The sequence below is a fragment of the Grimontia sp. AD028 genome (assembly GCF_000973155.1).
GTDB lineage: Bacteria > Pseudomonadota > Gammaproteobacteria > Enterobacterales > Vibrionaceae > Enterovibrio > Enterovibrio indicus.
Genome location: NZ_LASY01000085.1, coordinates 1 through 19705, shown reverse-complemented (window position 1 = coordinate 19705; position 19705 = coordinate 1). Strand labels below are relative to the sequence as shown.

General features: G+C 46.8%; 16 protein-coding genes. 5 read left to right on the top strand and 11 right to left on the bottom strand.

What is annotated here, in order from left to right; translation table 11 throughout:
- Positions 1-15: 15 nt before the first annotated feature.
- Positions 16-588, bottom strand: coding sequence for a glutaredoxin domain-containing protein (locus RN22_RS17770; protein ID WP_046306320.1), 573 nt, complete (start codon positions 586-588; stop codon positions 16-18).
- 245 nt (positions 589-833) lie between these two features.
- On the opposite strand from RN22_RS17770, the gene RN22_RS17765 reads away from it, so the two are divergent.
- Positions 834-1517 carry a spondin domain-containing protein gene (locus RN22_RS17765; protein ID WP_046306319.1) on the top strand — a complete coding sequence of 228 codons (684 nt, stop codon included), beginning with the start codon at positions 834-836 and terminating at the stop codon, positions 1515-1517.
- 9 nt (positions 1518-1526) lie between these two features.
- Entirely contained in the window at positions 1527-2255 is a 729-nt protein-coding gene (locus RN22_RS17760) for a spondin domain-containing protein (protein WP_046306317.1), read from the top strand.
- A 67-nt stretch (positions 2256-2322) separates the two neighbouring features.
- Here the strand turns inward: RN22_RS17760 and RN22_RS17755 are convergent, their stop codons facing one another.
- From RN22_RS17755 to RN22_RS17725, 7 genes are all read right to left on the bottom strand, one after another.
- Complete coding sequence (locus RN22_RS17755; RefSeq protein ID WP_046306315.1) at positions 2323-2748, bottom strand: hypothetical protein; 426 nt, start codon at positions 2746-2748, stop codon at positions 2323-2325.
- Between the two features lie 133 nt (positions 2749-2881).
- Positions 2882-3394, bottom strand: a complete 513-nt coding sequence (locus RN22_RS17750; protein ID WP_046306313.1) for a GNAT family N-acetyltransferase — start codon at positions 3392-3394, stop codon at positions 2882-2884.
- Positions 3391-3909: a GNAT family N-acetyltransferase gene (locus RN22_RS17745; protein ID WP_046306311.1), complete on the bottom strand. Its 519-nt coding sequence runs from the start codon at positions 3907-3909 to the stop codon at positions 3391-3393. The genes RN22_RS17750 and RN22_RS17745 overlap by 4 nt, the downstream gene beginning before the upstream one ends.
- 160 nt (positions 3910-4069) lie before the next feature.
- On the bottom strand, positions 4070-4519 hold the full coding sequence (locus RN22_RS17740; protein WP_046306309.1) for a DUF302 domain-containing protein: 450 nt from the start codon (positions 4517-4519) through the stop codon (positions 4070-4072).
- Between the two features lie 227 nt (positions 4520-4746).
- Positions 4747-8625, bottom strand: coding sequence for a glycosyl hydrolase (locus RN22_RS17735; RefSeq protein WP_046306307.1), 3879 nt, complete (start codon positions 8623-8625; stop codon positions 4747-4749).
- 215 nt (positions 8626-8840) lie between these two features.
- Entirely contained in the window at positions 8841-9653 is an 813-nt protein-coding gene (locus RN22_RS17730) for an alpha/beta fold hydrolase (protein ID WP_046306305.1), read from the bottom strand.
- Positions 9654-9754: 101 nt separating this feature from the next.
- Positions 9755-11080, bottom strand: a complete 1326-nt coding sequence (locus tag RN22_RS17725; protein ID WP_046306302.1) for a DEAD/DEAH box helicase — start codon at positions 11078-11080, stop codon at positions 9755-9757.
- 217 nt (positions 11081-11297) lie between these two features.
- On the opposite strand from RN22_RS17725, the gene RN22_RS17720 reads away from it, so the two are divergent.
- The 3 genes from RN22_RS17720 to nhaA all read left to right on the top strand — a co-directional run bounded on the left by RN22_RS17720 (position 11298) and on the right by nhaA (position 13712).
- The gene (locus RN22_RS17720) at positions 11298-11819 is read left to right on the top strand and encodes an NUDIX hydrolase (RefSeq protein WP_046306300.1); all 522 of its coding nucleotides are present in this window, start codon (positions 11298-11300) and stop codon (positions 11817-11819) included.
- A gap of 84 nt (positions 11820-11903) precedes the next feature.
- The gene (locus RN22_RS17715; protein WP_046306298.1) at positions 11904-12380 is read left to right on the top strand and encodes a PaaI family thioesterase; all 477 of its coding nucleotides are present in this window, start codon (positions 11904-11906) and stop codon (positions 12378-12380) included.
- Positions 12381-12515: 135 nt separating this feature from the next.
- Entirely contained in the window at positions 12516-13712 is a 1197-nt protein-coding gene (gene nhaA / locus RN22_RS17710) for a Na+/H+ antiporter NhaA (protein ID WP_046306297.1), read from the top strand.
- A 430-nt stretch (positions 13713-14142) separates the two neighbouring features.
- Here nhaA and RN22_RS17705 read toward each other — a convergent pair whose 3' ends face one another.
- Genes RN22_RS17705 through RN22_RS17695 form a run of 3 tightly spaced genes read right to left on the bottom strand, consistent with a single transcriptional unit; the run spans position 14143 to position 19347 of the window.
- Positions 14143-17211 carry an efflux RND transporter permease subunit gene (locus tag RN22_RS17705; RefSeq protein ID WP_046306295.1) on the bottom strand — a complete coding sequence of 1023 codons (3069 nt, stop codon included), beginning with the start codon at positions 17209-17211 and terminating at the stop codon, positions 14143-14145.
- Positions 17211-18308, bottom strand: coding sequence for an efflux RND transporter periplasmic adaptor subunit (locus RN22_RS17700; RefSeq protein WP_046306294.1), 1098 nt, complete (start codon positions 18306-18308; stop codon positions 17211-17213). The genes RN22_RS17705 and RN22_RS17700 overlap by 1 nt, the downstream gene beginning before the upstream one ends.
- 1 nt (position 18309) lies before the next feature.
- Entirely contained in the window at positions 18310-19347 is a 1038-nt protein-coding gene (locus RN22_RS17695; RefSeq protein WP_046306292.1) for an efflux RND transporter periplasmic adaptor subunit, read from the bottom strand.
- Positions 19348-19705: the final 358 nt, after the last annotated feature.

The window sequence follows — 19705 nt, the reverse complement described above, 5'->3', positions numbered from 1 at the left end:
AAATACTTTACCCATTTAAGCGTTAGCTTTCGAAGCCAGCCATTGCTCTAGGTTATCTGCCCCGCCGATGTATTTTCCGTCCATCCAGATTTGAGGAACGGTAACCGGCGTTTTTTCACCAATGATGGCTTTTACCTCCGGGATCATGCGATATAAAGCAGCGCTTTCAACCACCACATCGTGGTAGTTATATTCAATCCCAGCTTCCGCCAACATTTCCTTGGCTTTCACACAGTATGGACACGTTGCTTTGCCATAAACAATGTTGCCTTGCAGTGTGTCGCGCTTCGCCCACTCTTTGATAACAGATTGAACCAGTACACCGCGATTAAGGGCTTCACCCTGGCTAACGAGCTTACCTTCTACCATCAGGATTGGCGCATGCCATGCACCCACTTTCAGTGGTTCCCACCAATGGGAAAGCCAATCTTTCACTTCCAGTTCAATGGGCACATCACCGAGCTCTTTTTCAAAAGTGTCTTTCAGGATGTCTTTGGTAAGTGTGCATTCCCCACATGGGATTTTCACACTGAAAGGTCCCCAACTGCCACCCCAGCGATATAGCGTTACTTTGATTGGCTTAGCCACAACGACTCACTCCTTAGCCTTGCTTATATAGGTGCTCATATCCAGCTCACCAAACAAGCCTTCTTTCAGAAAACTGTCTTTGAGCATGCTATTGGAATCAAACTGCAATAACCACATTCATATAGACCCCAATAAACCCATTTTCATTGCAATAAATTTGTGAGGTTTTAACGAAACTCTTGAGATCGGGTTGAGAAGTTTGCTCTTCACACTGCTTAAAAACTCACTCGTTAAGGAAGAGCAAAATGAGAAAGTCCACCAAACTAAATCTAACAGCAATCGCCCTGACCTGTTCAATGGCTTCTGTATCTGGCCTCGCCGCCCAACTTGATATCAGTTTAACCAACGCAACGAAAGGCATTCACTTTACCCCTCTGCTAGTCGCGGCTCACGATGGTTCTACATTTCTATTTAGAGCAGGAACCAGTGCGTCAGCGGAATTAGAATCAATGGCTGAAGGGGGTGATATCTCAGGTTTATCTTCTGCTATCACAAATGCTGGAGGAATTGTTGTTGAAAACCCTGCTTCTGGCCCTTTGGCACCGGCAACTGGCACTAACTTTTCTATCGATACCGGAGAAATGGGTTATCTCTCATTAACTGCCATGCTACTGCCAACAAACGATGGATTCGTAGGATTAGATAGCTGGCCAATTCCTTCAGAGCCGGGAACTTATCACATCAAGTTGAATGGTTATGATGCTGGCACAGAAGCAAACGATGAGTTGAGCACAAGCATCCCTAACCCTCCTTTCCTCACCTTTGGTGCAAATGGTACTGGCGTGGAAACCACTGTTAGCAATAACACCGTTCATGTTCACCCTGGTAACATTGGAGATGGTGATGCAAATGGCGGTCGAAGCGACGTCGACTTCTCTGTTCACCGCTGGCTGAATCCTGTTGCTGTAATGACTGTTGTCGTCAACTAAGGAGGCAGCATGAACTCTCGTTTATTAATTATTGCTGGCTCAGCACTTGCTCTGGCGGGTTGCCCATTTGACTCGGATGATAATACAACTGACCCGTCACAATCTTCGCCACCAGAGACTGAAACCAGTCAAATGACCACGTATGAAGTCACGGTGACCAACGCCACTTCGGCACAACCGCTGTCACCGATTGCATTGTTGGCTCACGATAACAACTATACGTTGTTTAAGGCTGGTGAAGCCGCGTCAGACGCGCTGGAGAGCATGGCAGAGTCTGGAGACAATACAGGGTTAATCGATATGTCTTCACTGGAAAGTGTTCATATAACGGCAAGCGGCAACGGAATTGTGCCACCTGGAAGTGCCGAAACCCTTTCTTTTGACATTGACCTATCAAAAGCAAAATACCTCTCTCTCGGCACCATGCTGGTCAACACAAATGATGCATTTGCTGGTTTTACTCAGTTTGATCTTTCAAGCGTCGACGAAGGCATCACACGCACATTTGGCGCAGAAGTGTGGGATGCAGGAACAGAGGGCAATGATGAGTTGGCAGCCAGTATTCCTGGGCCGGCCGGTGGCGGAGAAGGTTTTAATCCAGCGAGAAATGATGATAACCGCGTCACCATTCATCCAGGTGTTATCTCTCAAGATGATGGGTTAACAACGTCTGCCCTGTTTGGACATCATCGTTTTGATAATCCTGGCATAAAAGTCAGCATCAAACGAGTCAACTAACCCCAAAATAAAAAGTGCCGAGCTGAGCCCGGCACTTTTTTAATTGTTCAATGTGTAGCGTCTTTGGTTACATCACACACTCTTTTGCCGCTTTGGCTTTCTCTACACCTTTCTCAATCAAAGATTGGGTATCTTCACTGCCAATCGCTGACATGAACTTGTTCAGCAGCTTTTCTGCCGTACTTTCAGAAGTGGCATCAACCAAGCAAGCGTAAGAGTTCGCCACTTTTTCCTGAACATCCGCAACGACATCTGCATTCGTCAAATCAGCAGTGAGTGCTTCTTCCATCGACTCAGTAAACTCTTTGGCATACGCTGTCGCGTTCTCCAGGGAATCCAAATTCAGCTCGCTCAAATCAACGGAATCGACTTTATCTTGAATGCTATCTACTGCGCTATTTGCCGCTTCTTGCGCTTTATCAATCGCCTCGTTGGCCTCTTCACAACCTGCCAGCGCGAAAACAATAGCCGCTGAAACAATCATCTTTTTCATCATAATCTGCCTACGTTGGGATAGTCTGCATTGGGTTCTAGCATATTAGTGCAAACTATTTCATTAGATAAAGAGAAATTGGTAACGGGAGATTGAAGAGTGTTTGTGCTGGCTAGGCGCGTTTGACACGTTGTCACTCTGATATCTTTGAGGTGCTTGGATAGTGAAAATGAATAAAATACATTTCTAAATCGGTGTCCACTTCCAAGCCCAAAGAGTAGTCACCTTCCACCAGCGCTTCGACCGCAGACTGCCAGAAGCCAAGTACCGCAATATTTTCCTTTAGAATGCGGATTTGCCAATCACCGTGTCGTTTATCCAACGCAGCTAATAGCGCCTTTCTACCTATCCCTTTACCTGTAAACTTGCGTAAGACAAAGAACTGGTCAATGTCCCACACAGCAATATTGGGCGGATAACGACGAACCAGCACAAAACCGGCTAATTCACCATCAGACAGAATGAAATACGGATGGTGATCATCACGAAGCCAATACGGATTGAGGGTTTCGGATTTGAAGGCGTATTTACCGTCACTATCAAGGCTTAGTCCTAGAGGTTTTGAAAACTCGTACACATAGTAAGAGAACAAATTTTCCAGAACATGACGCTCCCGGATATCAATAGGTTTGAGAGAAACTGTCATTCGCATTCCACCCTAAAGTGGACAATCGGCCATTTATTCACTTTGCCGACGACCGTTTTTACATACTGGCCACCATTGGCTTTGATGATCTTTTGAGAAGCGAGATTGTCTTCATCCGCCATAACAAGTGCTTTGGGTATTCCCAACAACTTTGCCTTTGGTAAAGCAAGCTTCAACATGGCAGTTCCATAGCCCTTTTGACGATGAGAAGGCGCGACATCATAGCCTATGTGACCACACTCAAGGGCAAGAAACTCGTTGTTAATATGGTGTCGTACGCGAATAAGGCCAACAATGTTGTCTTTGTTATCCATCAGCCAAAAGTGACTGCAAGGTACAAATCCTTCCTGAAGATTGATCCCTTTAGACTCATCCAACAAGCTTTGAACGTAGCTAGAAAAGTCTACTTTAGCAGCCTGATAATAATTAGCATTTTCTGGATCATTCTTTGAAAAGTCATCGTAAAAGGCGTGAAATGCTTTTTCATATCCCGATGATGGGTTCACCAATTTCATCGTACTCTCTTTTTGGTAAATAACATCCCAGACAGGTTTTTACTGGACAGTAAGTAAGAGGGGTTGTCGATGTATGCTACCTCAAATTGCGGTAGAAATCGGATATATACCTATAACAAGGAGCCCAGCTGTATGCTGGGCTTCATAAATGTTGAATGGACTATTTTGTCGCGGTTTTGCTGATCGCACCAAATACCTTAGACACTTTCTCCAGCACCTTTTCACAACCTTCCATGTTATGGCGCTCTTTCAGATACATTGGGTCGTTATAGGTTAGCCAAACATTGTTTTCCGCATCTTGGCTGATCAGCATTTTTTGTGGCAAATCGATAGCCACGCTTTGCGCACATTGCATCAGAGGCGTACCAACCTTTGGATTACCAAAGATAATCACTTCTGTAGGACGTAGTTCTAAACCCACGTTCTCAGCGTTGGCAGCATGATTAATGCGTACAAACTGGGTGAGTCCTTTTTCTTTCAAGAACCCTTCAATATTATCCGCCGTTTGAGCAACAGAATGCGCACTTTGTATTTTGATCAACCCGTTATCGGCATGCACTGAAAATGCTACCATCATTGAAGCCACCGCAGCCACTACATATTTTTTCATTGTCGTTTTCCTTTCTCTGTTTCTGTTCTAACTTTTCCGTTCATACACAGATATGAAAACTCGCCTAAAAATTACAATCAGCTACCTGATTTGTCGGCCCTGCCACAAATAAAAAAACTCAACGAGGTTTCCCCCGTTGAGCGCGTATCAATCGTATCGCTAATAACCAGTGGCAGTGGTCAACGACACATTGGTGTATGAATTCTGCTAACTACTTAATCGCGTCTTTACTTCACCAAAGTGCCAAAACTGTTTGCTTGTACGTTCAATGTTGTTCCATCACTGAATCGCACGGTCTTGACTACATCATCATAGTTGTAGACAAGATATGTCATTGTATTACCGTTCTTAAAGGCAACAGCCGCTGGGTAATCTGCTGTCAATTCGCCCGTTCCGGTTTCAAGTTGTCCCAACGCCTGCCAGTTGTATATCCAATGGTAGGTATGAGCTTTTGATTCTCCCTCTTCCGGAATGTAGTTGGAGCCTACGGTTTCATAATCTGCGATAGATGCATCGGCATCTGTCATTGCCCAAAGGTTCCACCAGATATCTCGCCAGTGGCCGTCCAGTAAACCTGAAGGTTTACGGTTTGAAGATTCTGTCAAACCCAGCTCGACATAATCTTTCATGTAATCGGCATGCAAACCAACATGGAATACCAATGGGTTCAGCGGTAATCCCTGAATTCCAAGAATGTGCGCAAAGGCAGGGCTGAACCAAGTCGAGAATGAAGCGCCCTGTCCCCAGATTATCGATGTCGTGATCTGGTTATAGTTATCCGGGAAGTTGTCATAGCTGTCGCCCAAATCTGGGTAAGACGGCGAGGCATTCCGGTAACCATCAAGGTTGTTCCAATATTCCCAATACGTCGCGGCAGACGAGGCGTGTAGATAGATACCTTTGTCTACCAACTCTTGGTCACCTTTAATTAACCCATAAAGGATGATGGCACCGTAAGAGTTTGCCGCTTCAGAGGTTGATTCGTTGTTGTTACCCAACGCAAAGTTCGCGTGGCCGGACGCCCAAGAGAAACCATTGGCCGGGTCGAAATTGCGCAAGTAAGGGAACATGTCATCGCCTTTACTCGCTGCATAATCGCGGATAAGCAAATCAACCATTGGCCCATACTGATCTTCACCACACCATGATTTATCTGTGCGACAAACTTCCGCTGCAGCACGGACAAAGTAGCCATAGTGGAAGTGGTGGTCATTAAGCTGTTGATGCGCGCCAAACGATTCTTCAACACCTAATAAGGTCGTCCATAACTCGTCATACACAAAGTACTTAACGGTATCGAGATCTCCAGAAGTATCAGCGGTAAACCAATCTTCCAGCTCATGCTTCAACCATGCGGTTAAAGTATTGGCTTCTGATGTCATACCAATATCACGTGCAATAGCGATAATTTCGGCAGCTTTACCATAGCTCTTACCAGACCAGTAGGTGTCTGTGTAAGGGTTCCACGAGTGCTCTCCACCGTTCATGTATTCGGTAACCAGAGCACGTAAAGTGTTCAGATCGAGGTCTGCAACATTCGGTAGGAATGGCAACACACCCACAAATGGCAGTGTGTAACTGAAGCCGTTAGTTTGAGCGAACTTGGTGATGCCGCGAGTAGTGCGCACGCTGTATTGTGTCGACATTGCATTGCTGTTTTTCCAATGCAGAGGCTGCATACCAGCAAGGGTTTCGATTGGATTACCACTAGCGTCAAGATACACATGTGACACCGTCACTTCATTGTTTGCATGGTTAACCGAATAAGCTATCTCGACATCACGAACTACTTGGCGAGCAAGACTTTCGAAATAAGATGACTCAGCACTGCTTGGTGTTCCCGTTGATGGCAACAAAGCGACTGTCATTTCTTTTGCTGAGTTATTGACCGTAATGAGATTGCCCGAGACATTACTGAAAGTGGTATTACCCTCACCAACAATCAGGAAGCTGTTTCTATTCCCAGCAATATCAGTCCAGACACCCAATGTTTGACTGTTTTGATAGAAAGTGCCTTTCTGGGCTCCATCAGAGCTGGTCGTTTTGATCTGGAAATCACCGTCGTAAGACTTGAAATAGACATAAGGTGAACCGTGTACAAAAGTGGCTTCCATCACTGGTGTTGCACCTGACCACCATTCGACTGTCATGGCACCATCGCTATGGTCCTTAAGATAGCCTTCCATATTGGAATGCTTGCTGTTCGCAACCGCAATGCCATCAAATACTTCGTTGAATGGATCCGGCACCACATACTGGAACAAGTTACCCTGCCCTTGCAGTGCATTAGGAATACCCATGATTCTTGCGCCACGCTCTGAAATGCGGGCGGTCACTGGATCAGGCGTAATATAGCCAGCATCGTTCGGGTCACCGATCGTCATTTCACCGTAGAAAGAGACAGATCCCCACCATTTGTGCGTGGCAATGGGTTGGTCTTCCAATTCAGGAACGATTTGTGGGTAAAGCTGTTTTGGCGTGCCTATGTTGTCACAAGAAGGTACACCCGGCTCAACAACACCAGCATTCGAGACCCAAAAGCCATGATCGACCGTACATCCGTATCCTTGAGGGTTGAATGTGTTTGCCACGTTACCCGCGCCATATTGCGTGACGAAGGCATCAACTGGCACATTTTCTATGTAAATATCAGCAAGCTCGATAGTGCCATTACCCGCGAACATCAAGCCAATCCAAGTCAAGTCGTCAAACCCAGGGAATGGCACTTCCATTTCATACCAGTCATTACCCAAAGCAACAGCAGTGCCAAGCGAGTAAACCACTTTTGATTCTGAGCTGTTTACACCTTGGATAGACACTTCAACTTGTGTTGCGAAGTCTGATTTGTATTTGAAGCGAAGAAGACCAAACCCTGTCGTATCAATAGCGTTTGCAGACTCATTACCCCATGCAGCAACCGCAAATGGGGCTCCCCAACTGCTGCCACTTGTTACCTGAATACTTTGAGCAAATTGGCTACCGGAAGGATTCCATACTGCTGTAGAGCCCGAATTCCACGCATCGCCCTGATGTTCAAATTCGAAAGAAGAAGCATGTGACGAATGATACACATAGGCGATTTCATTAGAACTCGGTGGTTCTACTGGAGGCTCTACTGGCGGCGGTTCCACTTCTTTAGCAAAAAGCGCGACAGTTACCGACTGTTCAGTCGTCGAGAGATAGGTGATCTGCTGTTTAGATTCATATTCTGTATGAGATACCGAGATCTGATGTGCACCATAAGCCAGACTAAATACAGCTTCACCTGCAGTGTCGGTCTGAAGTGTTGTTCCATCGATTTCAATGGTGGCAACGCTTAGCGTTTCGTTTGTGTCGGCATTGACAACTTTTACGGTCAGTTCGCTAGTGTTGCCAGTCTCCTCGCTTCCACCTTCTTCAGTTCCTTCTGAGCCATCTTCCCCGGAACCGCCACCAGTACCGCCAGAATCTGTATCGCCACCTTCGCCCGAGCCTTCTTCGGAACCAGCACCGCTATCGCCTGAACCACCTTGCTCTTCTGAGCCACTATCAGTGCCGCCAGAACCTGTACCGCTGCCTTCGCCGGAGCCTTCTTCGGAGCCCGCACCGTTATCGCCTGAGCCACTTTGCTCTCCGGAACCGCCATCAGTGTCGCCAGAATCTGTACCGCTGCCTTCACCCGAGCCTTCTTCGGAACCAGCACCGCTGTCGCCTGATCCGCCCTGTTCCGCGGAACCACCTTCAGAACCAGAGTCACCGCCGCTACTTTCTCCACCCTCTGTTACTGTTGGGTTTGATGCCATTCTTACGTCGAGAGTTTGGGCAACACTGCCTAATGTCGTTGTGATCTTGGATGTTTCATAACCATCTTTTTCAACGGTTACGTCGTAGGTGCCGCTGCTCAAAGAGAGTTCAGCGACGCCAGAAGCATTCGTTCGGGCAATCTTGTTATCAACACTCACCGTCGCGTCACTTAATGGCGTACGGGCGTTGTCTGTCACATTGACAGTGAGCGTAAAAAGCTGAGTATCGGAGCCGGAATCACTGTCTCCTCCCCCTCCGCCACCACAAGCAGAAAGAACAAGGGTTGCTAACGTCAAAAACAGCAAACGGCAATACTTCTTCAAACCCAAACTCCTTATGGTGTGCACTATAACGACAAAAGAAAGCGCTTTCTTTTGGTGCAGTATAAGGATCTACATTTTCTTAACAATCTGGGTTTGCCTTTGAATCAAACGATCGTTCGATTTGTCTCATTACCAGAACAGATCCGATGAGTTTTGAAAGAAAAACATCATAAAAAAAGCCGCAAACTGCGGCTTTATCATTGCTTTATACAGGGCTATCGATGATTTTCAAGAAACGTGCTCAGTGCATCGGTAACAAAATCTGCCTGTTCAAGGTTACTAATATGGCCAGCGTTTGGAATCACAATATATTGACTGCCATCAATCGCATCATGCATCAGCATGGATTCAAGAGGTGGACGAGGTTTGTCTTCCGAACCAGCCATGATGAGCGTAGGTAGCGTCAGCTTTTCTACGTCGTCAAAGGTGTCGCGGCGGTCAAAAACCATGCGGCCTACCCTAACAACGTTTTTTGCTTCTTCACCTTTCAGATTCGCCAGCTTTTCTCTGAATGCAGAAACCAGTTCCGGGTTGTCCGTTTCAGCGTGATTAGCGAAGAATAAAGGTGTGATTGCATCAATCATTGATGGCGGAATGAAGCCCATCTGCTCGATAGTGTCGAACATGCCGAAGTATTTCGCTTTCGCGACTTCAGGTTCAAAGCCAATGAAAGTGTCCATCAATACCAAGGCATTCACACGTGTTGGTGCTTTCAAAGCCAGTTCAGCCCCCCACATTCCCCCAACCGATAGGCCAACCAGCGCAAACTTATCGATATCAAGTTGATCCATTAATGACAGAATGTCATCAGCATAGTGAATCAGCGAAGTGGTGCTTTCAGGCGCTGCATCCGACTGACCATGAGCCCATAGATCCGGGACGATGCAGCGATAGTTTTGGCTTAGCGAATCGATCTGTGGACGCCACATTTCACTGTCCCACAAGTAACTGTGACCTAACAGTACGACTGGACCTTTACCAACATCCAAGTACGACATATTTTTGCCGTTTATCTGAATTGAATTCATTGAGTTTCCCTGTAGTTATACTTCTGTTATGTGGATTGATATAGACCGACGATATAGAAAAAAAGCGCCAACGAAAGGCGCTTTTTGGAATGAGAATCTGATTATTCTTCCGCAGGTTTTTTCTTCTTAACAGCAAACACTTGTTCACCAACAGCCACACCTTGGTAGAAACTCTTGTTACGCTTCTTAGGCGCTGCTGCTTTCTTCTCCGAAGGCTTGCCTGCTTTCTTCTTGTGCTGTGGCTTCTTGCTAAAGGTTTTCTTTTTCTTCGGAGCCAGACCTTTGAACTTGCCTTCGAGGCCTTCAAAAGTCACGAAGTTCATGCGCTTATCAAGGAAACCTTCAATGCTCTTAAAGCTGTTCCAATCTTTAGGGCCTACGAAAGAAATCGCGATGCCTTTGTTACCTGCTCGACCAGTGCGGCCGATACGGTGAACATATTCTTCGGCGTGTTTTGGCATATCGAAGTTCACAACGTGGGATACGTTTGAGATATCCAGACCACGCGAAGCCACATCTGTCGTTACCATCACTTTGTGGAGACCACGTTCAAATTCGTTCATGATGCGGTTACGTGCGCTTTGGCTCAGATCCCCGCTCAGAGCAACGGCTTTAATACCACGGTCAGCGAACACTTTAGCCAAACGATCTGTATCCGCGCGGGTCGCGGTGAAGATCATCATCTGCTGGTACTGCTCTTCTTCCATGACTCGGTCGAGCAAGGCTTGTTTGTGGTCAAGATGGTCACAAAGGAAAAGACGTTGTTCGATGTCTTTATGCTCTTCATTAATAAAACCAATAGCGACGCGTTTTGGCTCTTTGAGCATGTCAGCAGCAATCTCGTTAACTTGCTGGTGATCAAGAGTTGCAGAGAACATCAGCGTTTGACGGCGACGATGGTTGGCCGCGTTATTGATCGCTTCGAGTTGCGGAGCAAAACCCAGGTCTAACATACGGTCTGCTTCATCCAGAATGAGTAATTCCAGACCTTCCAGCGTCAAGTGACGGTGTTCCAGGTGGTCAGCCAAACGGCCCGGTGTTGCAACGATAAACGCAGGATCTTTGCGGAATTCTTTCGCTTGGTCGTTAAAGTTTTCACCACCAAGGATCAGCATGCCTTTGTATTGGGTGCCAGCCAGCAGTTTACGCAGTTCACCATAAACCTGTTTTGCCAACTCACGAGTTGGTGCAAGTACCACGACGCGTGGACCAGAACGGCTGAACGCTTTACCGCGCATCACACGCTGCAATGCAGGCAGAAGGAAAGCCAGGGTTTTACCTGATCCGGTTTTAGACGACGCCAGCAGATCTTTGCCTGCACAAACGACAGGAATGGCAGAAGCCTGCACATCAGTCGGGGTACTAAAGCCCCAAAGTTCCATCGTTTTAAGAAGGCGTTTATCTAAACCCAGGTCTTCAAATTGCAAGGTAATACTCCAGAATTATCATCTATACAGAGAGTTACTGAGCCCACTTGGCGTTCCAACTCCCACAAAATTGGCGCGGATTCTACCATACTTCTGTAAATTGCCGCAGTTTTTATTGTGGTGGATCACATTTTTACGTTGGCTAATCAACCAATCTTCTGCCTTTAACGGTATTGCAGTTAGCGTAGTCGACAGCACTTCAATGGAATTATCATCTATGAACCAACCTAAACAACTCTTTGCCTGGAAAAGATTCTCTCTTGAAGAGAGCGAACACACGCTGCCAAATGGTCTTGTCACCAAACACATTACCCTTGAGCATCCCGGCGCTGTTCTTATTCTTCCTATCGCAAATGATGGGAAGTTAGTGATGATTCGCCAATACCGCCCTTCTATTCGCAGGTGGATTTACGAATTTCCGGCAGGAACTCTCGAATCATCGGAATCACCCAGTGTTTGCGCACAGCGAGAATTGGCAGAAGAAGCTCAATTACAGGCCGATGAATGGCACACCATTGGTGAGTCTCTTCCCGCACCAGGCTTTTGCAATGAAACCCAATACCTGTTTGTTGCTAAACAGCTATCCCCCTGCGCGGCAAAGATGGATGACGATGAAGTGATTGAAGTGGTGTATTTTACCGTCGATGAAGTCAAACGACTGATTGCAGAAAATGAAATTCAGGACAGCAAAACTATTGTCGCGTTTTGTCGGGCGCAATTACTCGGGCTGATCACATAGAGCGCTCATTAACAGTGGCTTAACATTGACATCCGACCAGTTGAAAATTAGGGTGATTGCATCTTTCCTCTTCAAGGATGAAGCATGAAACAGTCTCTCGCCCACGCCAACCGCATGCTTAAGCTGTTTGGCTTCTTCAAAGTTCCTCTGATTTGGTACTGCCGCCCCAAGATCTTGGTGTTGAACGAAGAACAAGTTCAAATCCGTATTCCGCTCAAGCGCAAAACCAAGAATCATCTCAACAGCATGTATTTTGGCACCCTCGCTGTGGGTGCTGACGTTGCCGGTGGCTTTATGGCAATGAGTAAAGCAGAATCCCGTGGAAAGAAAATTTCGCTGGCTTTTAAGGCTGTGACGGGGGAGTTCTTAAAGCGCCCAGAGGCAGATGTCATATTCACTTGTAACGATGGTCGATTAATCGACGAGATGCTGGACCAAACCATGGCAACCGGGGAACGCGTTAATCAACCCGTCCGAATCACTGCCACATGTCCTTCCTTACATGGCGACGAACCAATGGCTGTGTTTGACCTAACCTTGTCTGTCAAAGCTGTGGGATGATCAATTAGTTGCACTAAAGGTCGATCTGTCTAGCTTCTATCACAAATTTCTCTCATATCCATGGGGTAGACTTTGCCCTTTTCTCTTTTTACTCATTAGACTTAAGTAGTATTAAAAGATATCGGGAGAGGCATTTTGAACAAAAAGCTAGTCGATTTTTTTCAGCTCGATACAGCGCCCGGTATCATCCTGATTGCCTCTGCATTTTTGGCTTTAATCATCGCAAACTCACCCCTCGCTCCTTTCTATCTCGCACTTCTTGATACACCGATACATTTCAAAGTGGGATCGTTGGACATCGAAAAGAATCTTCTGCTTTGGATTAACGATGGCCTGATGGCCATCTTTTTCCTTTTAATCGGTTTGGAAGTGAAACGAGAGTTGATTCAAGGCGCCCTCAGAACCCGCTCCCGAGCTATGTTTCCCGTAGTAGCAGCCATAGGCGGTATGGTTGTTCCTATTTTGTTCTTTGCTGTCTTTAACTATGACAATTCACAAGCCATGCAAGGCTGGGCAATACCAGCCGCAACGGACATCGCCTTTACGCTCGGTGTGTTGGCTTTATTCGGAAAACAGTCGCCAGTTAGCTTGAAGGTATTTCTCTTGGCACTGGCAGTAATTGATGACTTGGGGGCGGTTATTATTATCGCCCTTTTCTTTAGTAGCGACTTGTCTGTTATTGCCCTGTCTATCGCCGTGCTTGCCAGTGCGACGCTCTTTTACATGAACGCAAAAGGTGTCGCCAGGCTGACCGGTTACTTGCTCGTTGGCGCTATTTTGTGGGTTGCCGTGCTGAAGTCTGGCGTTCATGCCACCGTGGCTGGCGTTATTTTGGGATTTGCCATCCCACTTCGTATTAAGCACCACCGCGTTCGCAGCCCACTGAGATACCTTGAGCATGGCATTCACCCTTGGAGCAGTTATCTTATTCTGCCTGCCTTCGCTTTCGCCAACTCAGGCGTTCCACTCGATAACTTAAGCTTTGGTTTGTTATTAGAGCCATTACCTTTGGGTATCACGCTTGGTTTGCTTCTTGGTAAACCTATTGGCATTTCTCTGGCATGCTTCATCTCAATAAAAATGGGCATCGCAAGTCTGCCGAAAGGCCTGCATTTCTCTCACATCATGGCGGCATCAATTCTCTGTGGTATCGGATTTACGATGTCGATATTTATTACGACCTTGGCCTTCCCAGGAGCGGACAACCACGCCATGGTTGATTTATCACGTATCGCCATCTTCATCGGTTCTTTCCTTGCGTCGGTGATTGGTTATCTCGCTCTGAAAAATACGTTCGAACGCTTTCCACGTCAGGTAGCAGAGGTGGAATAGCCAATCCGTATTCCGATGGTTTGATGTAAAAGATAGCCTCTGATAATTCAGTCAGTTACCGCCCGTAGGATGATCCTCCTACGGGCTTCGTTTTTGTCTTGACCACCGAAATCTTCTCTAGCTGAAGTAAAAAATTCTGCAAGCAGAAAACGTCAATTCAGCCCCCTCAACATACAAGGTATTGACTTTTCCAGAGGCCGCATCGCATCGGGTTCAGAAGAAGTAGTCTACCGAGTTATCAACCGTTTTTGTGGATAAAAATTTCGTTATCCACAAGCGAAATATTGCCGTAATTCTTTGTTTTTATTGATTTGTTTTTATGACAAGTAATTACAAACAAATGAAATGAATTTTTCTGTGTGATTTTTAGCACTATTTTCAAATGAAAAATGCCTGCGTTACGCAGGCATTTTTATGGGTGAAATCGTGCTTAGGCAGGATGATATTTTATCTTGTAGAAGATCCGGTAAAGCACCGGCACCACAATCAAGGTCAACACCGTTGCAAATCCCAAACCGAACATGATGGTCACCGCCATCGGCTTGAAGAACACATCAGGCAGCAGGGGCACCATACCAAGCACGGTAGTGATTGCCGCCATGCATACTGGACGAACACGGCTCACAGCAGCATCAACAATCGCATTGTAATGGTCTTTCCCACTCTCCATTTCAATATTGATTTGGTCAATCAAGACGATACCGTTTTTGATCAACATGCCTGAAAGGCTTAAGAAGCCCAACAAAGCCATAAAGCCGAATGGTGTATCCAGCAATAACAAACCTGTGGTTACACCAATGACCGCCAATGGCACTGTCAACCAGACAATCAGTGAATCTTTTACTGAGTTGAACAGCACAATAGTGACCAGGAACATGAACAGGTAGCCCATTGGCATGGTAGTAAACAGACTTTCCTGCGCTTCACCAGAAGATTCATACTCACCGCCCCACTCTATGTAATAGCCTTTTGGCAGCTCAATCGCTTCGACCAGAGGCTGAATACGTTTTTGAAGTGTCGCCGCTGTCACTTCATCCTGAAGTGGATCAGGGTCCGCCAATACCGTCAGAGTACGTTTACGGTTTTCACGCATGATGAGTGGATCTTCCCAAATCAGGTCATAACCCAAAATCACTTGCTGCAAAGGAATGTAATCTTTCAGCACAGGGCTCCAGATCTTCATTCCTTCAATGGTCTTCACATCAACGCGCTCTTGCTCTGGCAAGCGTGTCACGATCGGCATCAATGTCGTGCCATCACGATATACGCCGACATTCAGACCCGAGAAGGTCATCATCAGCAGTTCATCAACGTCTCTTTTGGTAATACCGTAACGACGCGCCTGACTTTCGTTGAATTGTGGCTCAAGAATCTTGGTACGTTCACGCCAGTCATGACGCACATTTACCGCATCCGGATCTGCATTCAGGATATCAGTCACTTGAGCGGCAATCGTACGCAGAATGGTTGGGTCAGCACCTAAGATACGGGCTTCAATTTTCGACCCGGAAGATGGCCCTAATTCAATGCGCTTCAGCTTGTATTGGATATTCGGGAAATCGGCATCAATATGCTCACGAATCGACGCCATGGTTGGTACCACTGATTCGTAATCTTTCACACGAATAATCACTTCACCATAAGCCGAGTAACTTTTCTCCGGCGCATAGGTCAACATAAAACGCTGAACGCCCTTACCTGAACTGGTGTTTACGTACTCGACATTGGGTTGTTTAAGAATCCAGGACTCCAACTCAATCAGCGTTTCTTCTGTGGCGCGGATATCGGTTCCTTCCGGCATCCACACATCAACCATAAACATTGGCGTGGTTGAAGATGGGAAGAAAGACTGCTTCAACAAAGTGAAACCATATAACGCTGCCACCAGTGCGCCCACCAAAATGATCATGGTTAGATAAGCGCGCTTCATGCAGATATCCAAAAACTTTTTGTAAACCACAAACAACATACCATTGTAAGGGTCTTCCATTACTTTGCCATCTTCCACGTTCTCTTCTTTAAAGAACAAGCTGGCAAAAAATGGCGTCAATGTAATTGCGGTAAACCAGCTCAGCATCAACGAAATCAACAGCACTGAGAATAAAGTGCCACAGTACTCACCAGTAGAGTCATCTGATAAACCAATTGGCGCGAATGCAGTGACAGCAATCACTGTTGCTCCAAGTAGCGGCCACTTTGTTTGCGTGACGATATCGGATGCGGCTTCTATCCTCGTTCGCCCTTTCTTTAAGCCTATGAGTATCCCTTCCACCACCACTATGGCGTTGTCCACCAGCATACCGAGAGCAATAACCAAAGCACCAAGGGAAATACGTTGAAGGTCGATAGCGAAGTACTTCATGAAAATGAACGTACCAAGCACGGTAAGCAGCAGAATCAAACCAATCAGCAGACCTGAACGCAAACCCATGAAGAAAAGAAGGACGATGATAACAATCGCCACGGCCTGACCCAACGACACCACAAAGCCCTTAACTGAGGTATCAACTTCCACTGGCTGAGCGTAAACCACCCCTATATCTATGCCGATGGGTTGGTTCTCTTTTAATTCGGCCAATCGTCGTTCCAGACGTTCGCCCACTTCCACAACGTTAACGCCGTCGGCAAACGACACGCCAAGGTGCAGTGCCTGTTGACCGTTGTACATTAAGACATTGGTGGGTACTTCCTGATAACCGCGCTTAATATCCGCCACGTCTTTCAGGTAGATAAGCTCCTGGGAACCCGCTTCATTGAGGATAAGGTTACCCAGTTCTTCAACGCTCGCGAACTCACCCGTCGGGTGAATGCGAAGGTACTCGTCCCCGTGACGCAATGCACCAGCACTAGAGACAATGTTCTGCGTCGCCAGCAAACTATCGAGGGTATCTGGTGAAATACCCAGATTTGAAAGCCTTCTCATCGACATTTCAATGAACACTTGCTCTTGCTGGGTACCTGTTACCTGAACCTTGCCGACGCCATCAACCAGTTCCAAATCCCGGCGGAGAAAGTCGACATAGTCAGATAGTTCCTTGTAGGAATAGCCCTCACCCGTAATGGCGAGTAATACGCCGAATACATCACCGAAATCGTCAATGACCTGAGGATCACCAACGCCAGGAGGTAGGCTACTTCTAACGTCATTGACCTTACGACGCAATTCATCCCATATCTGTGGTAAGTCGTCTGGCCCGTAGTTGTTTTTCATTGTCACGGTGATCTGTGATAAACCACGGCTCGAAATCGACCTTACTTCGTCAACATACACTAATTGTTGAACGGCTTTCTCAAGTGGGTACGTCACTTCCTCTTCTACTTGCTGGGGCGTCGCTCCCGGGTAGCTGGTAATGACAAGAGCATCTTTCAGTGTGAAAGCGGGGTCTTCCAGTCGTCCAAGACCAAAGAATGAAGTGGTGCCGCCAATAAGGAATATCAGCGTCAGCATCCAACTGATGATCTTGTTGTTGATAAAGTAGCTGGCTACGGTCTGTTTCATCAGTTGATTTCCTTATTCGCAACGATATTGACTGATTGCCCGGCACGAAGGCGGTTCACACCTTCAGAGACCACTTTGTCTCCCCGCTCTAAGCCATTGGTGACCAAGACACCTGTCGGCGTGAGTTCACCCACTTTCACTTTGCGTTTTTCAACTGTGTTATCAGCACCAACGACCCACACAAACTTGTTGGAAGGATCGAGCGCATCACCATCTTCGTTGAAGACCGTTTCCATCGGGATTTCAACCTGGCTCGCCCTATCGTTGTATAGACCAAGCTCTTCAACCACTACTTCAACTGTCATGCCATCCAAAATGAATTTGTCTTCCGGCATTGGCATGGTCAGTGTCACCATGAAAGAGCCCGTTTCAGGATCTGGCTGGGCCGTAAATTCTTTCACCGAAGCACGGTACTCTTTACCATCTTCTGTTCTGACATGGGGGCGAATCGTGGCGTTGTTTTCCTCACGGGTTTTACCGCCATGTTTGGAGAACAGCACATCCGGCACCTGAATGCGGATATCAACCTGGGTAGCATCATGAATGTTCAAAATACTCTGCCCTATACCCACGTTTTCGAATTGCTGAACAGGAACACGGCTGATAACGCCGTCAACCGGCGCTTTCAGCTCGGTGTAAGAAAGCTTAAGCTTTGCCAATTCGAGTTCAGCTTTAGCAATCGCTCGCTGTGCGCCTATTTCGTCAAACTGGGATTTCGCCAGCAAGCCTTTGTCTACCAACGGCTTTGAGCGTCGATATTGGCTATCCACCACATCGAATCTCGCTTTCGCATTATCGACCTGCAGTTTGTAGTCTGTCGGATCCAAGGTCGCCAGCACGGTATCTTTCTTGACGATATCCCCTGCTTTTACGTTGATCTTATTGATCTCACCAGCGACAAGAAATGAAAGTTCAGCTCTGTCTGCTGCAGCGGCAATAGCTGGGAAATGCAGCTCACTTCCCAGCGAGTCGTCACCAATTTCCACCACATCAACATTCAGGAGTGCTTTTTCTTTGGACTGCGGCGCTTCGCCACACCCCGAGAGGGACAATGCCAACGCAGTCATTGCCACGGTAAGGCCGATTGGGTTTTTCATATTACAGTCCTCGCTCCTTAACCCAGGGGAACACCACCATGCCCTCTTCAAGACTGGATAGGCCGTTCACCACAATGACATCACCATTGTTTAACCCAGCTTCGAGTTTGTTATCTTCACCCAGCTCAACCTGAACGCGCGAAACCGCACCATTGTCGGCAACACGCCAGACATAGGTACCTGCATCACTGGCTTCCACAGCCGTTTCTGGCAATTTGTTGTGACTGGATGCAGTAATAGAAGTAAAGACTTGTGCTGCCATACCCGGCAGAACATTTACGTTCTCAGGCCGAGGCAAAGAGACGGTGATGCGATAAGAGGCAGATGTCGAATCTGCTTCGGTATCGACTTCTTTGAAGTCAGCCTCAAACTCTTGATTTGGATACGCGTCAAAGCGAATACGTGGCTTGGAGTGCGTAGAGTCGTTTTCTTGGTCAAAGAAGCTAATCAATCTTTCTGGCAACTGGAAGCTCACGTTAATCACATCCTTAGTTTGGATATGCATAACAGGCTCCATGGCGTTGGCAAACTCGTTCTTCTCTTTCATACGCAGAGAAATCGTGCCGGTATAAGGCGCTTTGAGAGTGGTGTAATTAAAGTTTGATTGCGCCAAATCTAATCCGGCCTGAGCTTCATTGAGACTGGATTTTGCTTTATCAAAATCCTGCGCGGAGATGACGTTGGTTTTCTTCAATTTGACTGCACGGTCATATTGCACCTTGGCGAGTTGGTAACTCGCCTTGGCCTTCTGCAACAGAAGGCTATATTCGTCTTTATCCAACTCAGCAAGAACATCACCTGTTGCCACATCCTGTCCAGCTACGACAGGAATATCAACAATCTCCCCCGCAACACGGAACGCGAGTACGGCTTCATCATCGGCCTCTACAGAACCCGGGAACTCACGAACAACATCACTATCACCAATGGCGACGGTCATGAGCTTCGCGGGGCGGGCTTCAGGTTCAGGGATTGGGGGTTCTTCACTACAGCCAGTTAAGTAAAGGGAGACCAACGCCAGTGATAGCGTTTTCTTCATGGTCGCGCTCCTTGCTTTGTGCCGCCAACGAATGGATATATTGACGGTATTAATGGGATGACTAGCATTTCATGCACTTTTGAAATAGTAGCCATTTCTATAACAACTGAACGTAGGTCTGAAGTCGAAAGTGATGAAATTTTGTTTAAATTCTGAGGATTGAGATAGGTAGCAGATGTGAAGTCTGCAACAAGGTCACAACTCGACTTTCGTAGCGTGACCTGAAGTATTACTGATCTTGCACTTCTGTTTTTGTGTCCAAGCAACTCTATAAACCGGATTTCTGCCAGTTTGCTTATATACCCAAACGACCTGAAGATGCTCGCATTCAGAGGTCATCAATGCGTTCAATTCAAGG

Coding starts and splice junctions, on each gene's coding strand:
- RN22_RS17705 (WP_046306295.1), bottom strand. CDS start 17,211: ATGAAACAGACCGTAGCCAGCTACTTTATCAACAACAAGATCATCAGT.
- RN22_RS17715 (WP_046306298.1), top strand. CDS start 11,904: ATGAAACAGTCTCTCGCCCACGCCAACCGCATGCTTAAGCTGTTTGGC.
- RN22_RS17730 (WP_046306305.1), bottom strand. CDS start 9,653: ATGAATTCAATTCAGATAAACGGCAAAAATATGTCGTACTTGGATGTT.
- RN22_RS17760 (WP_046306317.1), top strand. CDS start 1,527: ATGAACTCTCGTTTATTAATTATTGCTGGCTCAGCACTTGCTCTGGCG.
- RN22_RS17720 (WP_046306300.1), top strand. CDS start 11,298: ATGAACCAACCTAAACAACTCTTTGCCTGGAAAAGATTCTCTCTTGAA.
- RN22_RS17740 (WP_046306309.1), bottom strand. CDS start 4,519: ATGAAAAAATATGTAGTGGCTGCGGTGGCTTCAATGATGGTAGCATTT.
- RN22_RS17755 (WP_046306315.1), bottom strand. CDS start 2,748: ATGAAAAAGATGATTGTTTCAGCGGCTATTGTTTTCGCGCTGGCAGGT.
- RN22_RS17765 (WP_046306319.1), top strand. CDS start 834: ATGAGAAAGTCCACCAAACTAAATCTAACAGCAATCGCCCTGACCTGT.
- RN22_RS17750 (WP_046306313.1), bottom strand. CDS start 3,394: ATGACAGTTTCTCTCAAACCTATTGATATCCGGGAGCGTCATGTTCTG.
- RN22_RS17745 (WP_046306311.1), bottom strand. CDS start 3,909: ATGAAATTGGTGAACCCATCATCGGGATATGAAAAAGCATTTCACGCC.
- RN22_RS17700 (WP_046306294.1), bottom strand. CDS start 18,308: ATGAAAAACCCAATCGGCCTTACCGTGGCAATGACTGCGTTGGCATTG.
- RN22_RS17695 (WP_046306292.1), bottom strand. CDS start 19,347: ATGAAGAAAACGCTATCACTGGCGTTGGTCTCCCTTTACTTAACTGGC.